We start from the raw sequence: 24534 nt of genomic DNA on the forward strand, positions 1-24534 counted from the left end.
CAGCCGTTCAGGAGGGTTCTAAGTGGGCGTATATATCGGAAAAAGAGTGCTGGCGATCATCCCCATCATTCTGTTCTCCTCATTGCTGATGTTCGTGATGATCCGGGTGGGGCCGGTGGACCCGGCCGAGGCCTATCTGGCCGCGGCCCATATCCAGCCGGATGAGGAAGTGCTGGCCGCCAAGCGGCATGAATTCGGGCTGGACCAGCCGCTGCTGGCGCAATATGTTCAATCGATGGGCCGGCTGCTCCGGCTGGATTTCGGCCATTCCTACCTGTCCAATATGCCCGTATGGGGAGAGGTTGCCCAGAAGCTGCCCGCAACGCTTCAGCTTGCGTCCGCCAGTATCGTGCTGGCGCTGTTGGTCAGCATCCCGCTTGGGGTGCTGGCGGCGATTTACAAAAACCGGCTGATAGATCATGTGATCCGGGTATTCGCTTATATCGGTGCCTGTGTTCCGGTCTTCTGGATCGGCTATCTGCTGATGTTCTTCATCTCGGTCAAGCTGGAATGGCTGCCTGTGGAGGGCAGAGGGTCTGTGCAGCACCTGATTCTTCCGTCTATTACCCTGGCACTCTGGCTGATTGCCATCTACGCGCGCCTGCTGCGGACGACCGTCCTGGAGGAGCTGAAGGAGGCTTATGTCCGGTATGCCCGGGCAAGAGGGATTAAGGAACGGGTGATTCTGTATAAATACGTGCTGAGAATTGCCATAGCGCCGCTTATTACAGGACTGGGCATCAATCTGGGGAAGCTGCTGACAGGGGCGATTATCGTAGAGCAGGTATTCTCCTGGCCGGGCTTCGGCCGGTACTTCATTGAAGCGATCATTAACCGTGACATTCCGGTGATTCAATGCTATGTCATGCTCTCGGTCTGTGTGATTGCCGGGAGCAATCTGATAGCCGATCTGCTCCAGCTGTTCCTGGACCCGCGAATTGCGCGTAAAGGGAGGGCCAGCCAAGGATGAATAACTTAAGCAGCCGTTTCAAAGGCAAGAGAGTGATCATGATCTGCGGCAGCCTGCTGATCCTGTTTGGTCTTGCCGGCCTGTTGGCCCCGTGGATCTCACCGCATGACCCGATACGGGTGAACCTGGCAGCGAAGCTCAGTCCGCCCTCGTGGGAATATCTCCTGGGCACAGATCAGCTGGGCCGGGACAATCTATCCAGGCTGCTGTATGGAACACGGATCTCACTGGGCTTTGCTGCACTTATTTTTGCCGCTTCCTTAGGGGTGGGACTGCTCGCAGGAGTGGTTTCGGGGTACATCGGCGGGTGGTTGGATGCTGTGCTGATGCGGTTGTGCGATGGCATTATGTCTTTTCCCAGTATGATTCTGGTCTTCGGTCTGATCGGGATTCTGGGGCCGGGCCTGTCTCAATTGGTTATTGCTCTGATGCTGGTGCAGTGGGTGTACTTCGCCCGGATGTTCCGGAATATGATTGTCAGCCTGAAGGAGCGGAATTTCATTACGGCAGCGCGGATCAGCGGCTCTTCCCCCTGGCAGATCATGAGCAGGCATCTTATTCCCAATATTCTGCCATCGATTGTGGTGATTGGGACGCTTGAGATGGGCTGGGCGATTATGGATATCTCCGCGATGTCCTTCCTGGGCCTGGGCGTCCAGGCGCCTACACCGGAATGGGGGGCGATGCTGAACGAAGGGAAATCCTTCATCCGCAATCATCCCGAGCTGATGCTCTATCCGGGCCTGATGATTATTATGGTTGTAGCTTCGTTTAATCTGCTGGGCGAGGCGCTGTCTGAACGGTACGGGATCAAACGAGGCTCCTGAAAGAAGGTATGAGCGAATCATGGAACAAGCGGAAGTTGTGCTGCAGGTGAAGGATCTGAAGGTATCTGTGGAGACAGCGGCAGGAGTTCTGCCCCTCATAGAGGATGTTAACCTGGAGCTGAAGCCGGGGCGTGTGCTGGGTCTTGTGGGAGGCAGCGGCAGCGGAAAAACCGTTACATCGCTGGCGCTCCTCCAGATGCTGGACCGGCAGACGAGTGTGATCGAAGGCAGTATCCGGCTGCATACCCGTGAGCTGAACGGACTCCCGGAGAGGGACATGCGCAGGCTTCGCGGCAGTAGTCTTGCGCTGATTATGCAGAATCCGATGACAGCCTTCTCTCCGGTGTATACCATCGGCGTGCAATTCGTGGAGTCGATCCGTACACATGTGAAGCTGGGAAAAAAAGAAGCCAGAGCCTGCGCGATCCGCTCCCTGGCCGATGTGAATCTGCCCGATCCCGCAGCGCTGCTGCAAAAGTATCCGTATGAGCTGAGCGGCGGGATGCTCCAGCGGGTGATGCTGGCGCTCACCCTGTGCCTGAAGCCCTCCGTGATCATTGCGGATGAGCCTACTACGGCTCTGGATGTGACCAATCAGCTCCAGGTGCTGCGGCAGCTGGACCGGATGCGGCAGGAGCATGGGACCGCTATTCTACTGATCTCCCATGATCTCGGCGTCATTGCGGAGCTGGCTGATGAAGTTGCGGTTATGCACCACGGGCGGATTGTTGAGACCGCCGATGTATTCGAATTATTCGATCATCCCCGGCATGAATACACCCGGGAGCTGCTAGCAGCAAGGCCGCTGCTTCAGCTTAGTCCGCAGTTAGGGGGCCAGCTATGACTGGAATAGCGGCAGAATACATGCTTGAGGTCAGGGAAGTTACCCATACCTATGCTGCATCCCGCCGGTGGAGGCGTTCGGAGAAGCAGGATAATGTGCTGTCCGGCGTGTCTCTTCATATAGAGGAGGGAACCTGCCTGGGGCTGCTGGGATCAAGCGGAGCCGGTAAAAGCACACTGGGCCGGGTTATTCTCGGGCTGGAGCCGCCCCGCGAGGGCCAGGTGCTGATTCAGGGACAGGATCTGTATAAGCTGAGCCCGCAGGCGCGCAGGACCATCCGCCGCGATCTGCAGGTGGTCTTCCAGGATTGTTATTCTGCCGTGAACCCCCGGATGACAGCAGAGCAGATTATTGGTGAGCCGCTGTCCAATTACGAGTCCTTGAGCGTTCAGGAGCAGAAGCGGGCGGTAGGCGAGCTGCTGGAGTGTGTTGGACTAAGTGCGGCGGACATGCAGAAGCAGCCCTACCAGTTCAGCGGAGGACAGCTGCAGCGGATCAATATCGCCAGGGCGATTGCGCTGAAGCCGAAGCTCATCGTATTGGACGAGGCGGTTAGTAGTCTGGATATGATTAATGGGGCGAAAATTTTGCGGCTGCTGGGGGAGCTGCGGTCTGCGTTCGGCCTGTCCTATCTGTTCATCACCCATGATATTAAGGCCGCCTGTATGATCTCAGACGCACTGGCTGTCATGGATCAGGGCAGGCTCGTGGAATATAACGACAATAAGGAGCAGTTCCTGCAGTCCTCCCACCCTGCGGTTCGGGGCTTGCTCGATTCCATGCTTGCGGAGCATCCGCGGAACCGGCACAGGGAGCTGCCCGGGAACGCTGTACAATAACGGTAAGCATCTCGGTGAGCAATAGAGGAGACTATGGTCTCGCCTCTTGCTCACCTTTTTGTTCAAATATAGAATTTATATGCTGCACGCTATACATTATCCTTCTATTTAGAATGATTCGTCGAGTGACTTAGTTGCTGAATGTGGCTGACGGATCGCCGGGAGGAGCAGGAGTGTATCTGATTTCACCAGTTAAAGGAAGAATGTATGTGAAAAACAGCATACATTGTGCTGACTCGCAGGCGCATGGCCCGAATGTATATGGAAAACAGCATACAAAGTGCTCACGCGCAGGCGCATGGCCCGAATGTATGTGGAAAACAGCATACAAAGTGCTCACGTGCAGGCGTATGGCCCGAATGTATGTGGAAAACAGCATACATTGTGCTGACTCGCAGGCGCATGGCCCGAATGTATGTGAAAAACAGCATACATTGTGCTCGCGCGAAGGTAATTCTATTCACCCCGGTAGGAAGATTATGTTATGGATCAAGCTTCTTATAGGACTCATTTGCTTCCGCCAGTACCTCCGCTCCGCCCGCCGCCAGGAACTCCTCCACGAACTCTCCGAATTCCTCCAGCGGACGCTCCCCGGTGATGAAGGCAATATACGCCTGGTCTCTTAGGTTAATTAATCCAGCGCTGTTCCTGATCAGAGAGGGCGTAGCCACCTCCAAGGCATTATAGATGCCGTCGTGATCCAGCCCCAGGGTTGCCGCCCACTGCTCGCTCCGGCCGGCAGGAAGGATGGGCAGGGTCATGCCGATTCCCGCACCGATCGTATTCTGGTAGCTGAACTTATGGTTATACGGCGGCAGCAGGATGATATCCTTCTTGTCCGTTCCGGCCCAGTCCCAGTGTGTCCCCTGAATACCGTACTGCAGAGATGCCGCTTCATCGGGGTCAGGATTTGCGCTGACGTAGTCCAGCAGCTGGAGGATTTTCTCCAGCTTGCCCGGCTCCTGGGCGGCATCCGCGCCAATGGCGGTGAAGCTCATCAGCATATCGTAGGCTTTGGAGCCGCGTCTGCCGTCCGGACCGCTGAAGGGCCGCCCGAAAGCGATCTTGGCCAGCGGATGCTTGGCGGTTAACTCCTTGACGTTAAACGTTGCTTCTACCGGAACCAGCCTCGCTGCCTTCTGGTCATCCAGTCTCCAGTCCGTATAATCCCCTGCCTGTGTCCAGTGATAATAATTGCCCATGGAGGTCATGCCAATCCGTCCGTTAATGAAGGCATGTGACAGATGCTTGTAGCCTCCGCTATTCTCCCCGGTGATGAACTCGGGATCGATGACCCCGTCCCGGTACCATTTACGGAGATAACGCAGCGCTTCCTGCATGTCCGGCTCCAGAGCGCCAATGACCAGCCCCTGATCCTTCCGGCTGAAGTAGAGCTGATCCGTGAAGACCATCTGTCCGAATGCGCCGAAGACCACATTCATGCCCTCCTGCGACAAGCCGTAGGTGTCCCGGATCCCGTTGCCGTCCGGGTCTTCGTTCGTAGCCGCATAGATGAATTTCTCGAAATCGGCCAAGGTGTCCGGCACCTTAAGGCCGAGCTTGTCCAGCCAATCCTGCCGGTAGACCACGGGGACCCGATAGATATTGGTAGGATTAATGACCGGAATGCCGTAATAGGCCCCGTTAATGCGGCCATATTGCTGATAGGCGGGTGCATTCTCGCGGATAGCCTTAAGGATATTGGGAGCGTAGGTGTTCAGCAGTTCCTCAGGAATAGGGGCGAGCACGCCCTGCTGCTGGTACTTCAGCAGATCCTGGGTCTGCCGGACCCGGAACAGGTCGGGAATGCTGCCTTGCACCAGCCTCTGGTCGAGCAGGGATTCATATTTGTTATTCGGCAGATTCCAGAATTCCAGATCTACTTTGAACTTCTGCTCCAGCTCCCGCACGATTACTGCATCCTCCGCAACCGGCAGATTCTGATGCATGGTCCAGGAGATTTTGAGCTTCGGGGCAGAGGCAGCGGGAAGAACAGAATCAGCAGAATCAGAAGCGGAAACGGATGGATCCAGCAGCTCTTGTCCAGGCGCAGACGAGAGGGAAGCTGGCTGCCCGCTGCAGCCGCAGATCAGCCCCAGGAGGGGCAAGAGCATTAATCTTTTATACATATACATAAGGCACCCTCCTTATCCCATGCTAATCTCCGCCTGCGGCGGCAGTGTATTCACGGTTCGCAGATAATTCCCCGGCGTACAGCCGTAGATCTCCTTGAAGCGCTTGATGAAGTACGGAGTCGTTCCATAACCGACCGTACCGGCAATCTGTTCGATCGACATGTTGTTGTTCTCAATCAGCCGCCGGGCCTCTTCCATCCGTATGCCGGTAATATAATCGGTGTAGGTGATCCCCAGCTCTTCCTTGAACAGCTTACTTAGATACTTGGGACTGATGAAGACCTTGGCGGATACGGCATCCAGCGATAGATCCCCGGACAGATGCTCCCCGATATAGGCCTTGGCCGCTTCAATGGTCGAGAGTGCGCGGTCACTGTTCCGCTTCTGCGTCTCCATAATGAAGATGCCGATGGAAGCGGCGAACCACTCCTGCAAATGCCGGATATCCGGCAGGGCAATATATTCGTTATACAGATCCAGAGGCCCGTGTGCGGAAGGGGTGTAGCGGATGCTTTTCAGATAATCCGAGTACATAAATACGGTGTTCGCCAGCACGAAGTGGCAATAATCCGCCGGGTAGCTGCCTTCCCGCATGACGGCTATCAGCTGCTCCAGCGCGGCCAGAGTCTCATCCAGCTGCCGGTTCTGCAGCTTGTCCTTGAATCTCATCAGTACAGGCTGCGGAATCTCGTCAAGACTCTGCTCCCTCTTCAGCAGCTCCCGGTCCTTCAAGATCCTGCTCTCCGGCAGAAAATAAGCATATTTCATTAAGGTCTGCGCTTCAGCGTAGCTGGTGTGAAGAAGGCTGATGGCATCCACCCAGCAGCCCTGCGAGAGCTGAATATTCAGCTGGAACTGCTGCTCCGCCGCTGCTGTAATCCGGTCCGAGAGCTGTTCGAGCAGCGTCCCGGAGGCTTCGCGCGCGCTGATAATGACAACCGTCTGCTTGTCCGGCAGCTCCTCGGCCAGAATTCGGCTTCCGTGAAGCCGGATCGCCTCAAGCGTCCCGGTCATCCCGCTCATGGCTGCCTGCAAGCCGCTTAGACTCATGCGGGCGTAGGCTCCACGGGTGTTGAGGAGCAGGCAGCAGTAATGACGGTGGTCCGGAGAGAGTCCCAGGAATCGCGGATCTACGGTTACGCTGCCTTGCGCAGGGCTGTCCTGAAGGAGATTCAGGATCATGTTCTGCCGGATATGCGGACTGCTGGCCTCAAGCGCTCCCTCCAGTGTGGTCACTTTGTCGTTCAGACGGTTAAAGGCGGAATCAATAATTCCGAATTCGTTAAGGGCTTGTCCCCGCACTCCTGGCACCTCAGGCCCCGGGCCGTAGAGATCCTTAATAGTGCGAAGCAGCCGCTTAAGCGGACTGTAATTCAATTTGGCCAGAATGCCGGACAGACAGATTCCTACCAATAGAGCAAGCAGACACAGGGAGAGGATGACCCTCTGGACAACGAGCCATTTCTCATAGAAAAGGTTCGCCGGAGCCGCACTGAAGAGCTTCCACCCGGTGGTCGGCAGGTCCTGATAGGAAATGACGTAGGTGCTGCCTCCAATTTCCTGGCTCATGTTCCCGGATGTCTCAGGAGAGGCTAGCGCATTCGAGATACTGGCCGCATAGGTGTCGGCCTGAGCTGCAGCATCCGGATTCGAGCCGGCCACAATCCCGCCGGAGGGCGTAGCAATGAAGCTGCTCTGATAGCGGGCAGGCATCATATTCTGCAGAATGGCGCGCAGTGCACTCTCCTTCAGGTCAATGGCAATCAGCAGCTCACTGGCTGCCCCAGGGGACTGGAACGGATAGCTGTGCACATAGGTGATCAGCTGGCTGCCGCTGCCGCCGGGGATGCTGGAGACGATATCGTCCGGCACGAACCGGGCCTCCGTCCAGAGGCTGTTACGGGAATTAAGGTTCATGCCATTCACCCAATCCATCCAGTAGTCGGCACCCGCCTGCTGGTCCGCACGGAATTTCAGCCCATACAGCGAGGACAGCAGGAGGTGCTGCCTGGGAGCATACAGATGTACGGCTTGAATCAGGTCCGAATGATTGGATACCTGCATGTTCAGCGACTCCTGGAGACTGCTTACCTTGCTGAGATTCGCTGGAAGTGAAGCATCTGGCAGCATACGGAGCGCAGCCCGCTGGTTCAGAGAGACTTCCAGATAGATCTGCTGGACCCGCTGAAGCACGGAAGCTTCAAGGGTACGGGCGGTATTGTCAAGGATGAGCCGGTTGCGGCCCTGAAGCTCTTCCTTATAATGGTTCGAGAAATACAGATAGAAGGCAGAGCAGAGCAAGAGGACAATGACTAACACAACAGAGATGTATGAAGCGGCAAGGGCGGCAAAGGCAGAGTTCCATTTTCGCAAGATGTATTCTCCTCCCAGGCGGATTATACACTAGCCCCTCACCAATCTGTTCGGGATTCATGTTAAATCCATGTAAAATGGCCGGAAAAAAGCTGAATTGTTCCCAAAATCATAGAATTGCGAAATTGTGTTATTGAGCGGCGGTGGAGGCAGGTGCTATATTGAGTCCGATTCAGGCAATCAAAATAACAAGATAGGGGCTGACACATTGAACTTGAAGTTGAAAAGAAAGCTGTTGTCTGTTACGGCAGGTCTGGTACTCCTCACGAATTCTATCGCGCTACATCCTGCAGAGGCGGCCACGGATCATTCATTAACCGTGCTGCCGGCTGCCCCGGCATGGGGACATTTCGTAGATACTTATAAGAATAACACACCTGTGAATACGGCGGTGTATTCCAACCCCTCGATCGGTGTTCTCTCCGGCTTCCTGGATCTCTGGACACCGGGCGCCACCTGGGATACCGGGAAGATGAAGAATCCCGATGTACTGAATTACAACATTCAATATGTGGCGGATCTGTCTAAGACCCGTACTCCGGCAGAGGAGGAGGCTGCGTATTACGATGACCGGCGGAACCAGACCTATGGAGCGGCTGACGGCCTTGGACCGTTGTCTGAGGTGTACCGTTCGATGTCAGGAACCTTCACGACCATTAACAGCATCCCTGATGATGCCACTTCCGTGAAATATAGTGACGGCAATGACAGTAACAAGGCAGGCGATTCCAATTCCAGCTTGGGCAAAATGGTGGACCTGATCGGGATTGTCCGCGGCAATTATGCTTCAACGAGTCAGGCCAAGAATTTCTACAGCTACATGCGTCCTTTCCGCTGGAAGGATACCTCCGTCATTGTGCCGACGCTGGTGCCGGCGAGAAGCAGTACGCCTGCCACAGACGGCGGCTTCCCGAGCGGACATACCAACGCTTCCTATCTGGCAGCCCTAGCTCTGGCGTATTCTGTACCTGAGCGCTTCCAGGAGCTGATGGCCCGGGCCTCGGAGATGGGCAACAACCGGGTCGTCGCCGGGATGCACTCGCCGCTGGATGTTATGGGCGGACGGGTGACGGCCATGGCCTTCGCAGCAGGAGCGCTGAATGACCCCGATAATGCGGCATTGAAGCAGGCGGCCTATACTCAGGCTCATGAAGTGCTGCTTACACAGACGGGTACCGCAGAAGACCGGTTCACGGATTATGCGAAGAATAAGGCCCAGTACACCCAGCGGCTAACCTATGGCTTCCCGCAGATTCACTCCACGACTGAGCCTGCCGTTGCTCCTAAGGGAGCGGAGGTCTTACTGGAGACCCGCCTGCCTTACCTGAGTGCAGATCAGCGGAGAGCAGTTCTCGTAACAACGGCACTCCCTTCCGGTTATCCGCTGTTGGATGATCCAGAAGGCTGGGGACGATTGAACCTGTTCGCCGCTGCTGACGGGTACGGTGCATTCGCTGAGCATGTAACGGTAGCGATGGACGCTGCAAAGGGCGGCTTCCATGCCGCAGACCGCTGGCGGAATGATATCTCCGGGACGGGCGGACTGACCAAGGAGGGTACAGGCACGCTGAAGCTGGCGGGCAACAATACGTACTCCGGCGGTACTGAGGTGAACGCAGGTGTCCTGGAAGGCGACTCGGCAACAGCCTTCGGCAAAGGGAATGTGACGAATACCGGCGGCTCTGTAGTTGAGAACGTCTACGGTAAAATAGTGATTGGCGGCAGCTTCACCCAGGCCTCCGAAGGTACGCTTGTACTGAGCCTTACCGGAGCAGACGATGTCCTTGAGATTAAGGGTGAGGTGAAGGCTGACGGGAAGCTGAAGGTGAACTTCGCGAACAGCTACGTTCCAGGCAGCGGCCTGATTCCGCTCATTACACATGGCGTCAATCAGCGCAGCGGGCAGTTTACTTCCGTGCAGGTTGAAGGATTGCCAAGCAAATATAACGCCCAGGTCGTCTACCTGAGCGATCAGATTGCGCTTAGTATTACAGATACGACAAGCGGCGGGAATCCTGGTTCCGGCGGTGGAACTGGCGGCGGAACGCCGGGTACTCCGGCTGGAAATACCGGAACAGTACCAGGGACCACTGGCACCACTCCAGGGAATGGCAGCACTACTCCTGCTGAACCGGAGAAACAGCCACAGAGCGGAGTTGATCCGTTCCAATCCGGAGTGGTCAGCAGAGAAGCGGTGTACAAGACCGTGACTGAAGCTATTGCAGCCACGAAGAATCAGAGCATCAGCTTCAAGGATACCGCAGGCCACTGGGGCAGCAGCACCATCGCTACAGCCGTGAAGCTGCAGATCATCAGCGGCTATGCAGACGGCTCCTTCCGGCCGGATGCGCCGGTGACCAGAGCCGAATTCTCGGCGATGATCGCCCGTTCCTTCGGGCTAGGCACTACATCGGCGGCCTCTAAATTTGGAGATACAGCCTCCAATTGGGCGGCAGGCTATATCGGTGTCTTGGCAGACAAAGGCATCGTAACCGGCTACTCGGACGGCAGCTTCAAGCCGGGCGCGACCATTACCCGCGCTGAGATGGTCACAATCATTGGCAGTGTGCTTGATCTCGGCGTGCTCCAGACCGGCACTCCGGTAAGCTTCAAGGATGTCAGCAGCAGCTACTGGGCGGCTGACGCCATCCGCCAGGCTGCTTCGGCCAATCTGGTGAAGGGCATCTCTGCTTCAGCGTTCGCGCCAAAGAGTCAGGCTACCCGTGCCGAAGCGGTAGCTGTAATCATCCGCGCGCTGCAGAGCGACAGCTCGGTTAAGGCTTTGATTGCGGGGGTGTAAGCGGCAGGGTTGTTAGCTGCAAGTGAGTGACAGGAGTAGGTCAGTTCTTATGGATAGAAAGCAGGAAGTACAAGCCGCTGGCTTGTGCTTTTTGCTATGGTTACAGTCACTTAGCCACTTTGGGTGTCGTTTTGCGTGCATTCATCACAATGCGGGACAATAAGGGCATATTTGACAAATTAAATCTACAAGTGTAATGTATAGAACAGAGCTTGTATTTACACTTGTAGATTGAATGCCGCCGCCACAGAATGGAGCTGTTATGATGAGTACAACGCCGAAGATTTCGGAAGCTGAATGGGAAATTATGAAGATTATCTGGGAGCATCATCCGCTGACCTCGGAACAAATCACCCGGCTCCTGCCTGCATCTGTGGAATGGAGCGAGCAGACGGTGCGCACCTTCGTCACCCGGCTGCTTAAGAAGAACGCGATAGCGTATGAGAAATCCGGCCGGAGCTATCTCTATTATCCGCTGGTGTCAGAGAATGAGTGTGTCCGGGCCGAGAGCCGCTCCTTCCTGAAGCGCGTATTTGGCGGGGCTACCCAGTTAATGGTGACCAGCTTCCTGGAGGATGTCGAGCTGTCCAAGCAGGAGATTGAACAACTCGAACAGCTGCTGAGGGAGAAGAAGTCGCAGGGTACCAGCGGCAACTCAGGTAAGCAGGAATGAATATGGTCTACGGATGGTTTGCCGGTATCGCAGAACAGACACTGGCGGCAAGCATGGTGATTCTGGCTGTGTTGTTCATTCAATATGTTCTGCGGCGATTCATCAACGCCCGGGTTCGTTACCTCCTGTGGCTGCTTGTTATCGCCCGGCTATTATTGCCTGCCGTACCGGACAGCCCTGTCAGCATGTTGCATATTCTCGGCAATAGTAAGCATCTCTTAACAACTATCCTGGAAAAGGGGCCGGACACTGGGGCCTCTAAGGGGGAGTATCAGGAGCTTCCGCCGGGAGAGGGAGCTAAGACTACATATCCGGCAAATAGCACCGTCTTGAATGAAGTGGCGCAGACAGGCCCAATCGAACAGAACGATGAATCGGCAGCCGTTAACCGCAGCTCTGCGCAAGCCGCAGGCTACCCGCTCTGGATGAAGATAGGCACCGTGATCTGGTTACTGGGCGCTGCGTTTATGCTGTTGAATGGACTCCTGTATATCCGGCGGATGCACCGTGAACGCAGACGGCTTAGACGGGTGAGTGCCCCAGAGATTCTTAAGGTGGTTCTTGCTACCAGACGCCAGTTTGGAATCAGGAGAGCGATACCTATCTATACCGGAGGTTCAGCTAACAACCCATATCTGTCAGGACTCCTGCGTCCATGGATCTTTGTTCCGGAGCAAGCTCTGCGGGAACTGGATGCTTCCCGGCTGCGGCACATCCTCGCGCATGAGCTTGCCCATTACAAACGGCTGGATATGCTGTGGAACCTGTTAGGGAGCATAGCCGCAACGATACACTGGTTCAATCCCCTAGTGTGGCTGGCTATCCGGCGCATGAAGATTGACAGGGAGGTCGCCTGCGACGCCTATGCGCTGGAGGTATTGGGTGAAGAGGAAGCTATCGATTACGGACTTACTCTGGTAGAGTTCCTGAAGCGCTTCTCACGAGTCCGGGAGCGGAGGGGGCATCTTTATTTCTCTAACCCGCAGCAGCGGCAACAGATCAGGAGAAGAATCAGTATGATTCAATCCTTCAAAAAAGGCTCCTACCGCGTCTCCGCAGCAGCTGTAATTCTGGTCGCCCTGCTTAGCATCGTGACGCTTACGGGTGCCTCTAGGGAGCCTGTTAAATCTGCTGCCACGGGTACTAAGGCCAATCCCGCTGGCACGCTTGCTGAAAGTGTCCCGGGAGAGGAACGTGCAGAACCGGGAATGGAGCAAGGGGAGACCGAGGTGCCACTATTGAATCTGGATGTGCAGCAGTATGTGAGCCGCCATCATCTGTTCAAACCGATGAATGTAAAGGTTGCTAAAGACGGTTACCAGGTCAACGTGACGGGCTTCATGGCAGACGAGAATCAATTGGTTATCTTCTATACTGCGAAGGTGGACGGCGGCAGGGCACTATTCTCCGATGATCCTCGTTTCGTAGAATGCATCATTACGGATGGGGTGACGGGTAAGGTGATTAATGGACGGACTCACCCGATGACCATTACTAACCGCCCGGAGAAGAATGTTGAAAATGTGGCTGCCAGACTCCGGTTCGATACGCCTTTGACAGACCCGCCCTCAAAGATCAAGGTCGAATTCCGGTTGCGCTCACAGGCAGCAGGCGAAACCAAGTTACAGGAGTCCCCGATACTTCAGACCACCTTCGATGTGAGCGCAAGCTACTGGAAGCAAGAGAAATATACGATCCAGTCGAAGGAGACACTTGATGCAGGCGGACACAAGATCAGAGTGAAATTACAATTGACACCGCTCACAACGATAGTCACTTTTTATTCCGATGAACCGGTTTTTAAAAACACTGAATTCAAAAAAGCTTTCAATGAGAAGTATGGTTCTCCAATGCTGTGGTGGAGCAAGACAGAAACGGGAGACTATACGCAGCAAACACGCAGCACATCTATTACGTATACAGATTATGAGATGAAGATGCTTGCAGAGACCTATTTCTTGATGGATAAACCGCAATCTCTACGGCTCGATTTCGTCAAGAAGGCACCAGTACTGATGGGAACGACAGAGCCTGAGAGTTCATATCAAATGACTTTTGATACTACTGGGCTGAATCAAAGCTGAATTCGGATAAACTGCCAACTTATATTGAAGGAGAGTGTAACCATGAGTAGAATGAAGCGGAACGAAATGGAAAACTCACATGCGGCGCACACGCTGCCTAGACAGGGGCCGAAGCAAGGGTCAGCGCCAGATAAACGGCAGTCCTCCAGAACCCGGATATCTACCGCCATCGTCGCAGTCATGACAGCCGCAGCACTGGTGCTTAGCCCTTTTGCCGTGACAGGACAAGCTTTAACCGCCTCAGCATCAGCGGAGAATCAGACGACAGCGCTAGCCCCCTTTGTGAACCCGAAGATTCAGAATTATGAGCAGATCGAATACGCCATCAAGCATAATCTGGTGCAGCCCCTGAATACAGTCGTCAAAAAAGATGGCTATCAGTTGACGTTGAAGGGCTTAATTGCCGACAAATATGAGCTGATCATTCTTTTTACAGCGCAAACCGACAGCAAGCGGGCATTCACGGATTCGGGTCCGCAATGGCATTACCTGCAATTGACAGACGCCGTCACCGGGAAGGTCATCAGCGGCAGGAAGATGAATGATGCGATTGTTCAGGGCGTAAGCCCGGCTAAGCAAAATAACATCATGCACGGAGCGGCTGTCATCCGGCTAACGACCCCGTTAACCACGGCTCCTAAAAAGGTAGCTGGCGAGTTTGTGCTAACCTCACTATTGAGCAGTGAACTGAAGCAGCTAGAGGCGGTGGAGGCGCAGATGTCTGCGGAGGCCCAAAAGGCCTTTGCCGCTAATCCTAAAACCACAAGCTTCAAGACCAGTCCAGCGCTGCAGAAGAAATATGATGCGTTGAAGGGGAAGATCAAGAAGAGTCCGCCGTTGAAGGTTGCTTTTGAGATCAACCCTAAGGTCTGGGAGCAGAAGAGCCAAATGCTGTCGCCGGAAGAAACGCTTGATGTAGCGGGGCATAAGATTAAGATTAACCTGGAATTGACACCATTAACTACAATAGTAACGTTATCTTCCGATGAAGGCTTGTTTAAAGACAAAGAATTTCTGAAGACATTCAATGCGGACTATTTCCCGGCCCTCATGGTGGAGAGTGGAAACGGCAAGTATACATCACATCAGGAAAGAACTGAAAATTTCTATACGGATAATGAGATGAAAATTATGATGGTAAGCTATTTTCAGCTGAATCAACCGAAATCGATTCGTATAGACTTCATGAATGTGATGAAGAAGACAGTATCCCAGCAGGTGGTTGTGGATTTGTCTAACCAATAAGTGCCGGTTATCCTTGAATCTACACTTGTATATTGAATGCCGCCGCGATGGAATGGAGCTGTTATGATGAGTATAACGCCGAAGATTTCGGAAGCTGAATGGGAAATTATGAAGATTATCTGGGAGCATCATCCGCTGACCTCGGAACAAATCACCCGGCTCCTGCCTGCATCTGTGGAATGGAGCGAGCAGACGGTGCGCACCTTCGTCACCCGGCTGCTTAAGAAGAACGCGATAGCATATGAGAAATCCGGCCGGAGCTATCTCTATTATCCGCTGGTGTCAGAGAATGAGTGTGTCCGGGCCGAGAGCCGCTCCTTCCTGAAGCGCGTATTCGGCGGGGCCACCCAGTTAATGGTGACCAGCTTCCTGGAGGATGTTGAGCTGTCCAAGCAGGAGATTGAACAACTCGAACAGCTGCTCAAGGAGAAGAAGTCGCAGGGTACCAGCGGCAACTCAGGTAAGCAGGAATGAACATGGTCTACGGATGGTTTGCCGGTATCGCAGAACAGACACTGGCGGCAAGCATGGTGATTCTGGCTGTGTTGTTCATTCAATATGTTCTGCGGCGATTCATCAACGCCCGGGTGCGTTACCTCCTGTGGCTGCTTGTTATCGCCCGGCTGTTATTGCCTGCCGTACCGGACAGCCCTGTCAGCATGTTGCATATTCTCGGCAATAGTAAGCATTTGTTAACAACTATCCTGGACAAGGGGCCGGACACCGGAGCTTCTAAGGGTGAGTATCAGGAGCTTCCTCCGGGAGGGGGAGATCAGGTTACATATCCGGCTAATAACACCGCTCTGAATGTACAGGGGCAGACAGACACAGCCCGGCAGGAGGATGGAACGGCAACGGATAACCGCAGCTCTGCGCAAGCCGCAGACTATCCGCTCTGGATGAAGATAGGCACAGGGATCTGGCTGCTGGGCGTCATGCTTATGATGTTGAATGGACTCCTGTACATCCGGCGGATACACCGCGAACGCAGACGGCTTAGACGGGTGAATGCCCCGGAGATTCTACAGGTGGTTCTTGCCACCAGACGCCAGTTTGGAATCAGGAGAGCGATACCTATCTATACCGGAGGTTCGGCTAACAACCCATATCTGTCAGGATTAATGCGTCCATGGATCTTTGTCCCGGAGCAAGCTCTGCGGGAACTGGATGTTTCCCGGCTGCGGCACATCCTCGCGCATGAGCTTGCCCACTACAAGCGGAGGGATATGCTGTGGAACCTGCTAGGGAGCCTAGCCGCAACGATACATTGGTTCAATCCCCTGATGTGGCTGGCGATCCGGCGGATGAAGATCGATCGGGAGGTTGCGTGCGACGCCTATGTGCTGGAGGTATTGGGAGAAGAGGAGGCAATGGATTACGGGCTTACTCTGGTAGAGTTCCTGAAGCGCTTCTCACGAGTCCGGGAGCGGAGGGGGCATCTTTATTTCTCTAACCCGCAGCAGCGGCAACAGATTAGAAGAAGAATCAGTATGATTCAATCTTTCAAAAAAGGCTCCTACCGCGTCTCCGCAGCAGCTGTAATTCTGGTCGCCCTGCTTAGCATCGTGACGCTTACGGGTGCCTCTAGGGAGCCTGGTGACTCTGCTGCCACGGAACCTGAGGCCAATTCCGCTGGCATGCATGCAGAAGGAGTTGCTGCGGGGGAACGCGTAGAAACGGCAACGGAGCAAGGGGAGACACTGGTGCCGTTAACGAGCATAGATGTACAACAGACGGAGTATGTCATCAGGCATAATCTTCTGGTGCCGATGAATGTGGAGATTGAGCAAGACGGTTACCAGGTCACTGTGACAGGCTTCATGGCAGACAAGAATCAATTGATTCTCTTCTATACTGCGAGAGTGGACGGCGGTAGGTCACTATTCTCTGACGATCCTCATTTCGTAGAATGCATCATTACGGATGGTATTACTGGCAAGGTGATTAACGGCCGGACCCACGCGCTGGTCAGCAGCAGCAGCCCGGAGCAGCATATTAAAGATGCGGTAGCCAGACTTCCATTCGATACTCCTTTGACGGACGTGCCCTCAAAGATCAAGGTTGAATTCCGGTTGCGCTCAGTGGCAGCAAGCGGAACCAAGATACAGGAGTCCCCGACACTTCAGACCACCTTCGATGTGAGCGCAGACTACTGGAAGCAAGAGAAATATACGATCCAATCAAAGGAGACACTTGATGTAGGCGGACACAAGATCAGAGTGAAATTACAATTGACACCCTTAACAACCATAGCCACTTTTTATTCAGATGAACCTTTGTTTAAGAATAAGGAATTTATGAAATCATTCCATGAGAAGTACGGTTCTCCATTCCTGTGGTGGAGCAAGACTGGAACGGGAGACTATAGGCAGCAGCCAGGCACTTCACCAATTACGTTTACAGACTATGAAATGAAGATGGTTACAGAAAGCTATTATTTGTTGGATAAGCTGCAATCTCTGCGGCTGGATTTCATGAAGAGTCCGGCGAAACCTACTGGAATGAAGGATCTTGAGCATGCATACCAGATGACCTTTGATGTCCCCGGACAGGATCAGAGCTGATCCGGATGAAACAACCAACTTGTATTGAAGGAGAGTGCAACAATGATTAGTATGAAGCGGAATGAACTGGAGATCTCACATACGGCGCAGATGCAGCCTAAACAGGAACAAAAGCAAGGGTCAGCGCCAAATAAACGGCGGTCCTCCAGGAACCGGCTATCTACCGCCATCGTCGCAGTCATGACAACCGCAGCGCTGGTGCTTAGCCCTTTTGCCGTGACAGGTCAAGCTTTGGCCGCCTCGGCAACCGCGGCGAAACCGTCAGCAGCGCTTGCCCCCTTTGTAAATCCCGAGATTCAGGGTTATCGACAGGTTGAGTATGCCATTAAACACAATATGGTGCAGCCGCTGAACACAGTCGTCAAAAAAGACGGTTACCAGTTGACGGTAAACGGTTTTATCGCAGACAAATATGAGCTGATCATCCTTTTTACAGCCCAAGCCGACAGTAAGAGAGCATTCGTGTTCATGCCGCCAAAGGGTCATAGTCTCCAATTGTCCGATGCGGTTACTGGCAAGGTCATCAGTGGCAAGAAATTCAATGATGCTCTAGTCATAGGCGCAAGTCCGGCAAAGAAAGATCATATTCTATATGGAATTGCTAAAATCCCGTTAAGCAGTCCATTGACCACGCCTCCCAAAAAAGTAGCTGCTGAGTTTCAGCTAGGCACATTAACCGCCATTGAGCTGAACCAGCTAAAGGCACTGGATGCTGAAATGCTCGCTGCCACCGAAAAGGCCCATGCGGACAACCCGGACCAGACCTCATCGTTCAGCTACAGTCCTGAACTGCTGAAGAAGTATGATGCAATCAAGTCCAACGTGAAGTATAGCCCTGTGCTGAAGGTGGCCTTTGATATCAATCCCAAGGTCTGGAAGCAGGAGACACGGACACTGATGCCGGAGGAAACCATTGATGTGGCAGGGCATAAGATCAAAGTGAAGCTGGAATTGACACCGTTCACGACGGTAACAACACTATCCTCAGACGAAGCTTTGTTTAAAAACAGAGAGTTTATGGAGACCTTCTATATGGAATATAATCCATCGCTATTGGTCAAGAACGGAACCGGTGATTATAAATCGCAAGAGGGAGCTTCTGTCTATACCTATGCAGACCATGAGATGAAAATCGTGTCAGAGAGCTATTTCTTCTTGAATAAACCGCAGTCGCTTCGCCTGGATTTCACCAATATGAAAGACCGTAAGATTACACAGCAGTTAGTTGTTGATTTGTCTAACCAATAATTGCAGGGGTTGCAGATTATCCGAAGTGTCTTAGGGCCATCCGTGAAGGGTGGCTCTTCTTTTGGCGGTACAGGGTGTGCGGGGAATGTCTTCTTAGCAGGGCATGTTATGGGCAGGGATGTGATAAAATACAGGGACATGACCAGATCAGACCGATGGAGGAATTATGTTAATTCAACTGATAAGCGTAGGCAAATTGAAGGAAAAGTATCTGACGCTCGGCATCGCGGAATATGCCAAGCGGTTAACGCCCTACCTCAAGTTCCAGATGATTGAGGTAGCGGATGAGAAGGCCCCTGATAACCTCAGCGACGCAGAGGTTATTCAGGTGAAGCAGCGCGAGGGCGAGCGCATCCTCGCGCAGATTAAGAGCGAGGCGCATGTCATTGCGCTCGCGATCGACGGCAAGCTCTGGAGCTCCGAGGAGCTTGCCGCCGAGATCGACCGGCTCGGTACCTACGGGACGAGCCATGTCGTCTTCGTCATCGGAGGCAGCCACGGCCTCTCCGATGACGTCATGCGCCGCGCCCAGCAGCGCATGAGCTTCGGCCGCATGACGCTGCCCCACCAGCTCATGCGGCTGGTGCTGGTGGAGCAGGTTTACCGGGCGGTGAAGATCAATCGGGGGGAACCGTATCATAAGTAGGGCGAAATTTAGGGGCAGCCTATAACACTGGGGATATTAAAGATATGACCCTCGGGGATATTCTGGTGGAAGGAAACACCATCCGAATTAAGAATGTTTATGAGAACCCTCTTCACAAATCAAAATTGCTTTTGACCAAACACCTGTTGGGGGAGAAGTATGTTCAGTATCACCATGACGTTATTTTTAATTCGATGATAGAGAAAATAGCTCGAAATTTGAAGGAACTGTCTAAGGATTAGTTATCTTTCAAACGATTAAGTGCAGGAGCGTCTTGCGCCTCCTCTAGTTTGGCGATTCTAGCCTTTGAACTAGTGCTGAACTTGCTTCCATAACTCTTCTGTTATGATCGCTTCATGGGTTCCGGTTACAAGCTTTTTTTGAGGGCCATTCGTAGTATTGAATTTTTCCAATGTAGTTATAGTTTTTCAAGATTCCACGAACTTACCCTGTTTACTACGCTCACGCATTCCGAGACTTACGTTCTGAGAGATTTGTACCCTTTTAAGTTGCGCTGTCGCACCCATCATTTGCAGCACAGACTTTCCCATCGTTCTATTGCGGAATAGAATAACACTGCGAAGCACATAGTAACAGCAGAAGCAGAGGGAGGGATTATAGATTTTGGGTACTCCAACAGGTAAATTACCCTGGTGGCAGTTAACTTTATTTGGTGTTGGCTGCACGATTGGCACCGGTTTCTTTCTTGGTTCCAGCATCGCTATCCGAAAAAGCGGATTATTGGTGTTGGTTAATTTTGTGTTAGCCGCTATAGCAGCTTTATTCGTTTATGAAGCCTTGGGTCAAATGACGATGCAGAATCCTCAAAAGGGATCTTTCCGCAGTTATGCCAAAGATGCTTTTGGTAGCTGGGCCGGCTTCAGTATGGGCTGGATCTATTGGTGTTCAGAGATTCTAATAATCGGGAGTTCATTGACTGCCTTGGGACTGTTCTCGCGGTTATGGTTTCCCAGTTGGCCACTTTGGAGTTTCACCGTATTCTATACAGTGCTGGGGCTGCTGGTTATTCTTCTAGGTAGCAGAGGGATTAATAAAGCGGAAAATTTATTTGCCATGATCAAAATCGCAGCTGTGCTGACGTTCATAGGGGTCGCCGTGGCCGCACTTGTGAGGGGGAAGGGAAACTGGGTTACGGTTTACAGCCTGGAAGCATGGCTGAATAAAGGATGGATAGGGGCCTGGAAAGGGCTACTCTATGCGTTCTATGCTTTTGGAGGCATTGAGGTGATGGGCTTTATGGCGGCGGATCTACGTAATCCGAAAGAAGCTCCAAAAGCAGGAAGATTTATGCTGTTAGGGGTGACCATACTATATGTATTGTCTATAGGGCTTGCGCTGCTATTCGTCAGTCCTGAGAAAGTAACTCCTGCCCAAAGCTCAATAATTGCTGCACTTGTAGCGATGGGCCTACCCATCCTTGTGTATGTGCTAAATGGAGTAATGATAGTGGCCGGATTCTCAATCCTCGTTGCATCATTGTACGCGGTCTCAACTATGCTGATAGCCTTGGCTGAGGATAAAGATGCTCCTTCCTGGCTAGCGGTGACCAAAGGGAAAAGAAAACTGCCGATCTACGCACTTGGCATTAATACGCTGGGCCTGTGCGTGACGATTGTGCTAGGCGTACTGCTGCCGAAGCAAATATTCGAGCATATCACCACAGCGGCAGGATTAGTTATTTTGTACACTTGGCTATTCATCTTAGCTTCGTACCTTAAGTTATTGAAGCCGAAGATGGGGGGATGGATCAGATCGAGTATCGCTATGGTGCTGATTATTGCTGCCGTGGCAGGTGTACTCTTAGAGAAAAGCGGTCGTCCCGGCTTCTGGTCTAGCCTTCTGCTCGTCGGTATTATTATGTTGATCACTTGGTTTAAGCAGCATCACGGGAAGAAGCGCGGACAGCTTTTTTAAGCTTTCAAGAGTGGAATTTGGTTCCTAGTCCTTTGAACTTGTTCTTCATATACGTAAAGGGACATTTAGAGGGTGCACTTTCGTCATCGCGTAGAAAATATTGCTTCCATTCCAAATTGTTCTCCTGCCCATACCATTTAAGGGAAGGATGCGCGGGAATACTATCGTAGTCGGCGAGCTTCTTGCGGATTAGCTTCTTCATATTGCGGCCAAATGCAGTAGAATCATTAATATCTTCGAATACCCATCGAGGCTGAAAGGCAATCACAAAATAAGGAGTATGGCGGCTTCTCCGCAACTGATGTGCCGGGGTTGCACAAAAGGCGAAATATGGTTGCCCATCAAAGCAGAACTCCCAGGAATGGTTCGAGGGGTCTGTAGAAATCTGATCCGGCCAAGGTACTGTATCTACCGCGCTGACGCGGCTCAGGACGGACCAGAACAAAGCTTCATTGTCCTCAATGGAGCGGCCCTCTGCTAAATCTTCCGGAGTTTCGAAAAAGAGAACAAGTGAAGCATATTTGCCGGTATCCCGCGAGCACTCGCCATATTGGCGAAGGAAATCGGCGACTTCCAAAGTTGACGCTTCGTTTCGTGGATCAGTTGCAAATCCAAAACGTAAATGATTAGACAAAAAACCCTGCCTTCCCGGAATACAGGGATATTTCCCTTCGGGATCTGCAATCATAGCTGTAAATTGGCGAAAAGCATCCTGTTGCCAGTCCGGTATCTCGGACATATGTTCATCCAGCCATTGCTTTGTTTTCAAATAGACCACCCTAAAACACCCTCCTCGTTACGCACAAAACATCCTATGCGCTAGAAGGGGGATGGGTGAAAGCATAGAAACACTCTTGCCAGGTGAACTTATTAGGCGAACAATTGTATAAATGCCTGATATCCGAAATACAGACCAAAGCTAAGCAAGCAAATGCCAGCCGCAAGGGAAATGAATCGAAGTACAGCAGGGCCGGTAAACTGATGGAATAAACTGGATATCATTGCCATTACCAGATCCCAGAATAAGATGCCAACAAAAATACCAATGCTATTCCACAGCACTTGATCGAACTGTTGATTCTCCATGCTTTTGGCCAGAATTGAGCCGTAAATACCTAACCAGAACAAAATGCTGAGGGGGTTCATCAGTGCCATCAGAAATCCAGAATGAAAGGCGCTGATGCTTGTCTGTTCACCGCGCAAGGCGGTTTGGGAAGCGGTATTCATGTTTTTTAAGGTGTCAATCCCGGTATAAAGAAGAACAAAGCTGCCGAAAGTCCACAGGAAGGTTTTCATGAATGGGGTATTAAGGAAGTGCGCTAGCCCAAAGTAGATGAGCAGCATGTATACTAAATCTGCACACATGGCGCCCAGTCCGATCACCCAGGATTGCAAGAATCCCATCCGCGCTCCCCGATCGAGCTGGGCTACATTGATGGGGCCCATAGGTGCAGATAAAGAAATCCCTAGCACTATATAGGTTAAAAAGCTATTCATGGACATCGCTCCTTGAATGAGAAGTATCTTGTACAAGTCATTCTATTCAAAAAGTGGGCCAGATAGAAGACGAGCTTAATGGATTCTAAAGGATCTTCACCGCAATAGGGGTACATTTGTAACCGTTGCAAGCACTTTCGGAGCAGGGGCAAGCAGATATAGCAATAATAAGGTCCATCTCAGCCCGCAATTCAATGTAATCACCTGCTTTAGATAGCGGACGCTCCACGCTAACTTTTCCGGAAGGCTCAATGACGGTATTCATAAAAAGATTGAATGGATAATGCTGATCGGGAGCGGGCAGACCAAACTCTTTCAGGGCTTCATTTAGGTTGTTGTAGCAGCTGGCGTGATCTTTTCTGTTATATAACACCTCATACATCTCGGGACGGCAGGCAGAATTAATGAAATCATGGCGGCCCACGGTGTCCTTCATAATTGTAAGTAAGGGTCTATATTGATTGGAATAGAGGATGTCTCCTGACATTACATTTATCTTCCCGAGAGCATCTATCGTTACGCCGGGATCAATCCGCTCATTGGGGCGAGAGGCATTATAGGCAGTAAAATCAGCAACCTGCTCTCCCTCCACATCGGTCACTCGGACGATCTGCCCTTTGTCCAGCTTGAAGCCCAATCTCTGCGTTGCTGGTATCAGCCATTGTTGTTCAGTCATCAGTAATCTCCTCTTGGATGTTCATTCTCTATACAAGTTAGTATGGCTGTTTGTCAAAAAAGTCATGCATAGTAAGAGCCATTATAGCTATGAGAAAAGAGATCTATCTTATTAGGGACCGGGGGAACCAACGCCTTAATAGCGACTAGTGGATAAGGTCAATCAATTAGGTGCCCTTAAAATTTCGCTCTATAAATGTTACGGTGAACCATATCATAAGTAGGGGCAAGTTTTTGGCGGGTACATTTCAGACCATTGAGTTACGCGATTATATTAACACAAATAAATGGTTTAGCTCTGACTACACGTTATCAGACCCTGGAAGTAATAAAAAAGCTATTACATGGACTGAAACGATTGAACCTTTCTATGTAATGAAGTATCCGGTAACCCAGCAGTTGTATCATTTTGTCATGTATGAAGAAGAAGTGGAACCGAATGTAAATAACCTTCCAATTACGGAAGTTTCGTGGATGGATTCGCTTGTCTTTTGTAATGAATTGTCCAGAATGCTTGGAAGGACGGAATGCTACACATTCACAAATGAAAGTGAGAACACGAAATATAACAAGACAGCAAATGGCTTTCGATTACTGTCAGACGCTGAATGGCAATATGCGTGCAAAGCGGGAACTACGGGATACCGATATGCAAGCATTGATCAAATTGCATGGTATCAAGAAAACTCCAATGGTTCCGTTCATCAAGTAGGACAACTGCGTCCTAATCCATGGGGACTTTTTGATATGATTGGGAACGTTTGGGAATGGTGCTGGGATCTATATGATACTGAACGATATGGGAACTATAGAGTCTTCCGTGGAGGTAGCTGGGCTGAAGTTGAGAACAACTGTGGTTCTACCAGCAGAAGGAAAAGCATGCCCGATCTCAAGATAGATGATCTTGGTTTTAGAATAGCCCTTACAAAACCTTGAGAACGTGACATCAAGCATGCCGAAATTGACTTAAATTCATCATGAATACCATTCTGCAAAGGATGATCCTCAACTTGCCGTTACAGACAGCGCGGTGAACCGTATCATAAGTAGTAGTAAGCGGAAAGTTAGAGTCAGACATGTGACTGGTCTGGCTCTTCTTGATTTATGGAAAGTAAATTCACAATAGCGCTAAAAGGTATTTTCCTCGCTATGATTACCTCTCTCTACATCCCTACCCTC

20 protein-coding genes are annotated in these 24534 nt (G+C 51.9%); 14 read left to right on the plus strand and 6 right to left on the minus strand.

The features are described from left to right. The first annotated feature begins 22 nt into the window (after positions 1–22). Genes nikB through nikE form a run of 4 tightly spaced genes read left to right on the plus strand, consistent with a single transcriptional unit; the run spans position 23 to position 3480 of the window. Positions 23–970, plus strand: coding sequence for a nickel ABC transporter permease (gene nikB / locus MHH78_RS02725; RefSeq protein ID WP_076081891.1), 948 nt, complete (start codon positions 23–25; stop codon positions 968–970). Next, positions 967–1797, plus strand: coding sequence for a nickel ABC transporter permease subunit NikC (nikC, locus tag MHH78_RS02730; RefSeq protein ID WP_341166494.1), 831 nt, complete (start codon positions 967–969; stop codon positions 1795–1797). Before nikB ends, nikC begins: the two co-directional genes overlap by 4 nt. Positions 1798–1816: 19 nt before the next feature. Then, the gene (locus MHH78_RS02735; protein ID WP_341166495.1) at positions 1817–2641 is read left to right on the plus strand and encodes an ABC transporter ATP-binding protein; all 825 of its coding nucleotides are present in this window, start codon (positions 1817–1819) and stop codon (positions 2639–2641) included. A 20-nt stretch (positions 2642–2661) separates the two neighbouring features. After that, on the plus strand, positions 2662–3480 hold the full coding sequence (gene nikE / locus MHH78_RS02740) for a nickel import ATP-binding protein NikE (protein WP_341170262.1): 819 nt from the start codon (positions 2662–2664) through the stop codon (positions 3478–3480). Positions 3481–3962: 482 nt separating this feature from the next. Here nikE and MHH78_RS02745 read toward each other — a convergent pair whose 3' ends face one another. Then, entirely contained in the window at positions 3963–5615 is a 1653-nt protein-coding gene (locus MHH78_RS02745) for an ABC transporter substrate-binding protein (RefSeq protein ID WP_341166496.1), read from the minus strand. A gap of 12 nt (positions 5616–5627) precedes the next feature. Next, on the minus strand, positions 5628–7988 hold the full coding sequence (locus tag MHH78_RS02750; protein ID WP_341166497.1) for an AraC family transcriptional regulator: 2361 nt from the start codon (positions 7986–7988) through the stop codon (positions 5628–5630). A gap of 214 nt (positions 7989–8202) precedes the next feature. On the opposite strand from MHH78_RS02750, the gene MHH78_RS02755 reads away from it, so the two are divergent. The 8 genes from MHH78_RS02755 to rlmH all read left to right on the plus strand — a co-directional run bounded on the left by MHH78_RS02755 (position 8203) and on the right by rlmH (position 19248). Then, positions 8203–10788 (plus strand): S-layer homology domain-containing protein, encoded by a 2586-nt coding sequence (locus MHH78_RS02755; protein ID WP_445668082.1) that lies wholly within the window; start codon positions 8203–8205, stop codon positions 10786–10788. Positions 10789–11053: 265 nt separating this feature from the next. Continuing rightward, positions 11054–11461 carry a BlaI/MecI/CopY family transcriptional regulator gene (locus MHH78_RS02760; protein ID WP_076161349.1) on the plus strand — a complete coding sequence of 136 codons (408 nt, stop codon included), beginning with the start codon at positions 11054–11056 and terminating at the stop codon, positions 11459–11461. 2 nt (positions 11462–11463) lie between these two features. Then, positions 11464–13545, plus strand: coding sequence for a M56 family metallopeptidase (locus MHH78_RS02765; protein ID WP_341166498.1), 2082 nt, complete (start codon positions 11464–11466; stop codon positions 13543–13545). A 42-nt stretch (positions 13546–13587) separates the two neighbouring features. Then, positions 13588–14790 (plus strand): DUF4179 domain-containing protein, encoded by a 1203-nt coding sequence (locus tag MHH78_RS02770; RefSeq protein ID WP_341166499.1) that lies wholly within the window; start codon positions 13588–13590, stop codon positions 14788–14790. 66 nt (positions 14791–14856) lie between these two features. Further along, the gene (locus MHH78_RS02775) at positions 14857–15264 is read left to right on the plus strand and encodes a BlaI/MecI/CopY family transcriptional regulator (RefSeq protein ID WP_341170264.1); all 408 of its coding nucleotides are present in this window, start codon (positions 14857–14859) and stop codon (positions 15262–15264) included. A 2-nt stretch (positions 15265–15266) separates the two neighbouring features. After that, positions 15267–17354 (plus strand): M56 family metallopeptidase, encoded by a 2088-nt coding sequence (locus tag MHH78_RS02780; protein WP_341166500.1) that lies wholly within the window; start codon positions 15267–15269, stop codon positions 17352–17354. Positions 17355–17396: 42 nt separating this feature from the next. Then, a complete protein-coding gene (locus tag MHH78_RS02785; RefSeq protein WP_341166501.1) occupies positions 17397–18602 on the plus strand; it encodes a DUF4179 domain-containing protein in 1206 nt (401 codons plus the stop codon). Between the two features lie 166 nt (positions 18603–18768). Next, complete coding sequence (gene rlmH / locus MHH78_RS02790; protein ID WP_341166502.1) at positions 18769–19248, plus strand: 23S rRNA (pseudouridine(1915)-N(3))-methyltransferase RlmH; 480 nt, start codon at positions 18769–18771, stop codon at positions 19246–19248. A 311-nt stretch (positions 19249–19559) separates the two neighbouring features. On the opposite strand, the gene MHH78_RS33905 is transcribed toward rlmH, so the two are convergent. Further along, positions 19560–19661 (minus strand): recombinase family protein, encoded by a 102-nt coding sequence (locus MHH78_RS33905; protein WP_445668025.1) that lies wholly within the window; start codon positions 19659–19661, stop codon positions 19560–19562. Between the two features lie 211 nt (positions 19662–19872). On the opposite strand from MHH78_RS33905, the gene MHH78_RS02795 reads away from it, so the two are divergent. Next, a complete protein-coding gene (locus MHH78_RS02795; RefSeq protein ID WP_341166503.1) occupies positions 19873–21183 on the plus strand; it encodes an amino acid permease in 1311 nt (436 codons plus the stop codon). A 4-nt stretch (positions 21184–21187) separates the two neighbouring features. Here the strand turns inward: MHH78_RS02795 and MHH78_RS02800 are convergent, their stop codons facing one another. The 3 genes from MHH78_RS02800 to MHH78_RS02810 form a co-directional block, all read right to left on the minus strand. Then, complete coding sequence (locus MHH78_RS02800; protein WP_341170265.1) at positions 21188–21922, minus strand: YqcI/YcgG family protein; 735 nt, start codon at positions 21920–21922, stop codon at positions 21188–21190. A 131-nt stretch (positions 21923–22053) separates the two neighbouring features. After that, positions 22054–22680 carry a LysE family transporter gene (locus MHH78_RS02805; RefSeq protein ID WP_341166504.1) on the minus strand — a complete coding sequence of 209 codons (627 nt, stop codon included), beginning with the start codon at positions 22678–22680 and terminating at the stop codon, positions 22054–22056. 85 nt (positions 22681–22765) lie between these two features. Further along, complete coding sequence (locus MHH78_RS02810) at positions 22766–23356, minus strand: urea carboxylase-associated family protein (RefSeq protein ID WP_341166505.1); 591 nt, start codon at positions 23354–23356, stop codon at positions 22766–22768. A gap of 233 nt (positions 23357–23589) precedes the next feature. Between MHH78_RS02810 and MHH78_RS02815 the strand changes: the two genes are divergently transcribed. Continuing rightward, on the plus strand, positions 23590–24291 hold the full coding sequence (locus MHH78_RS02815; protein WP_341166506.1) for a formylglycine-generating enzyme family protein: 702 nt from the start codon (positions 23590–23592) through the stop codon (positions 24289–24291). Positions 24292–24534: the final 243 nt, after the last annotated feature.

This window comes from Paenibacillus sp. FSL H3-0333 (assembly GCF_038002805.1).
GTDB lineage: Bacteria > Bacillota > Bacilli > Paenibacillales > Paenibacillaceae > Paenibacillus_AQ > Paenibacillus_AQ silagei.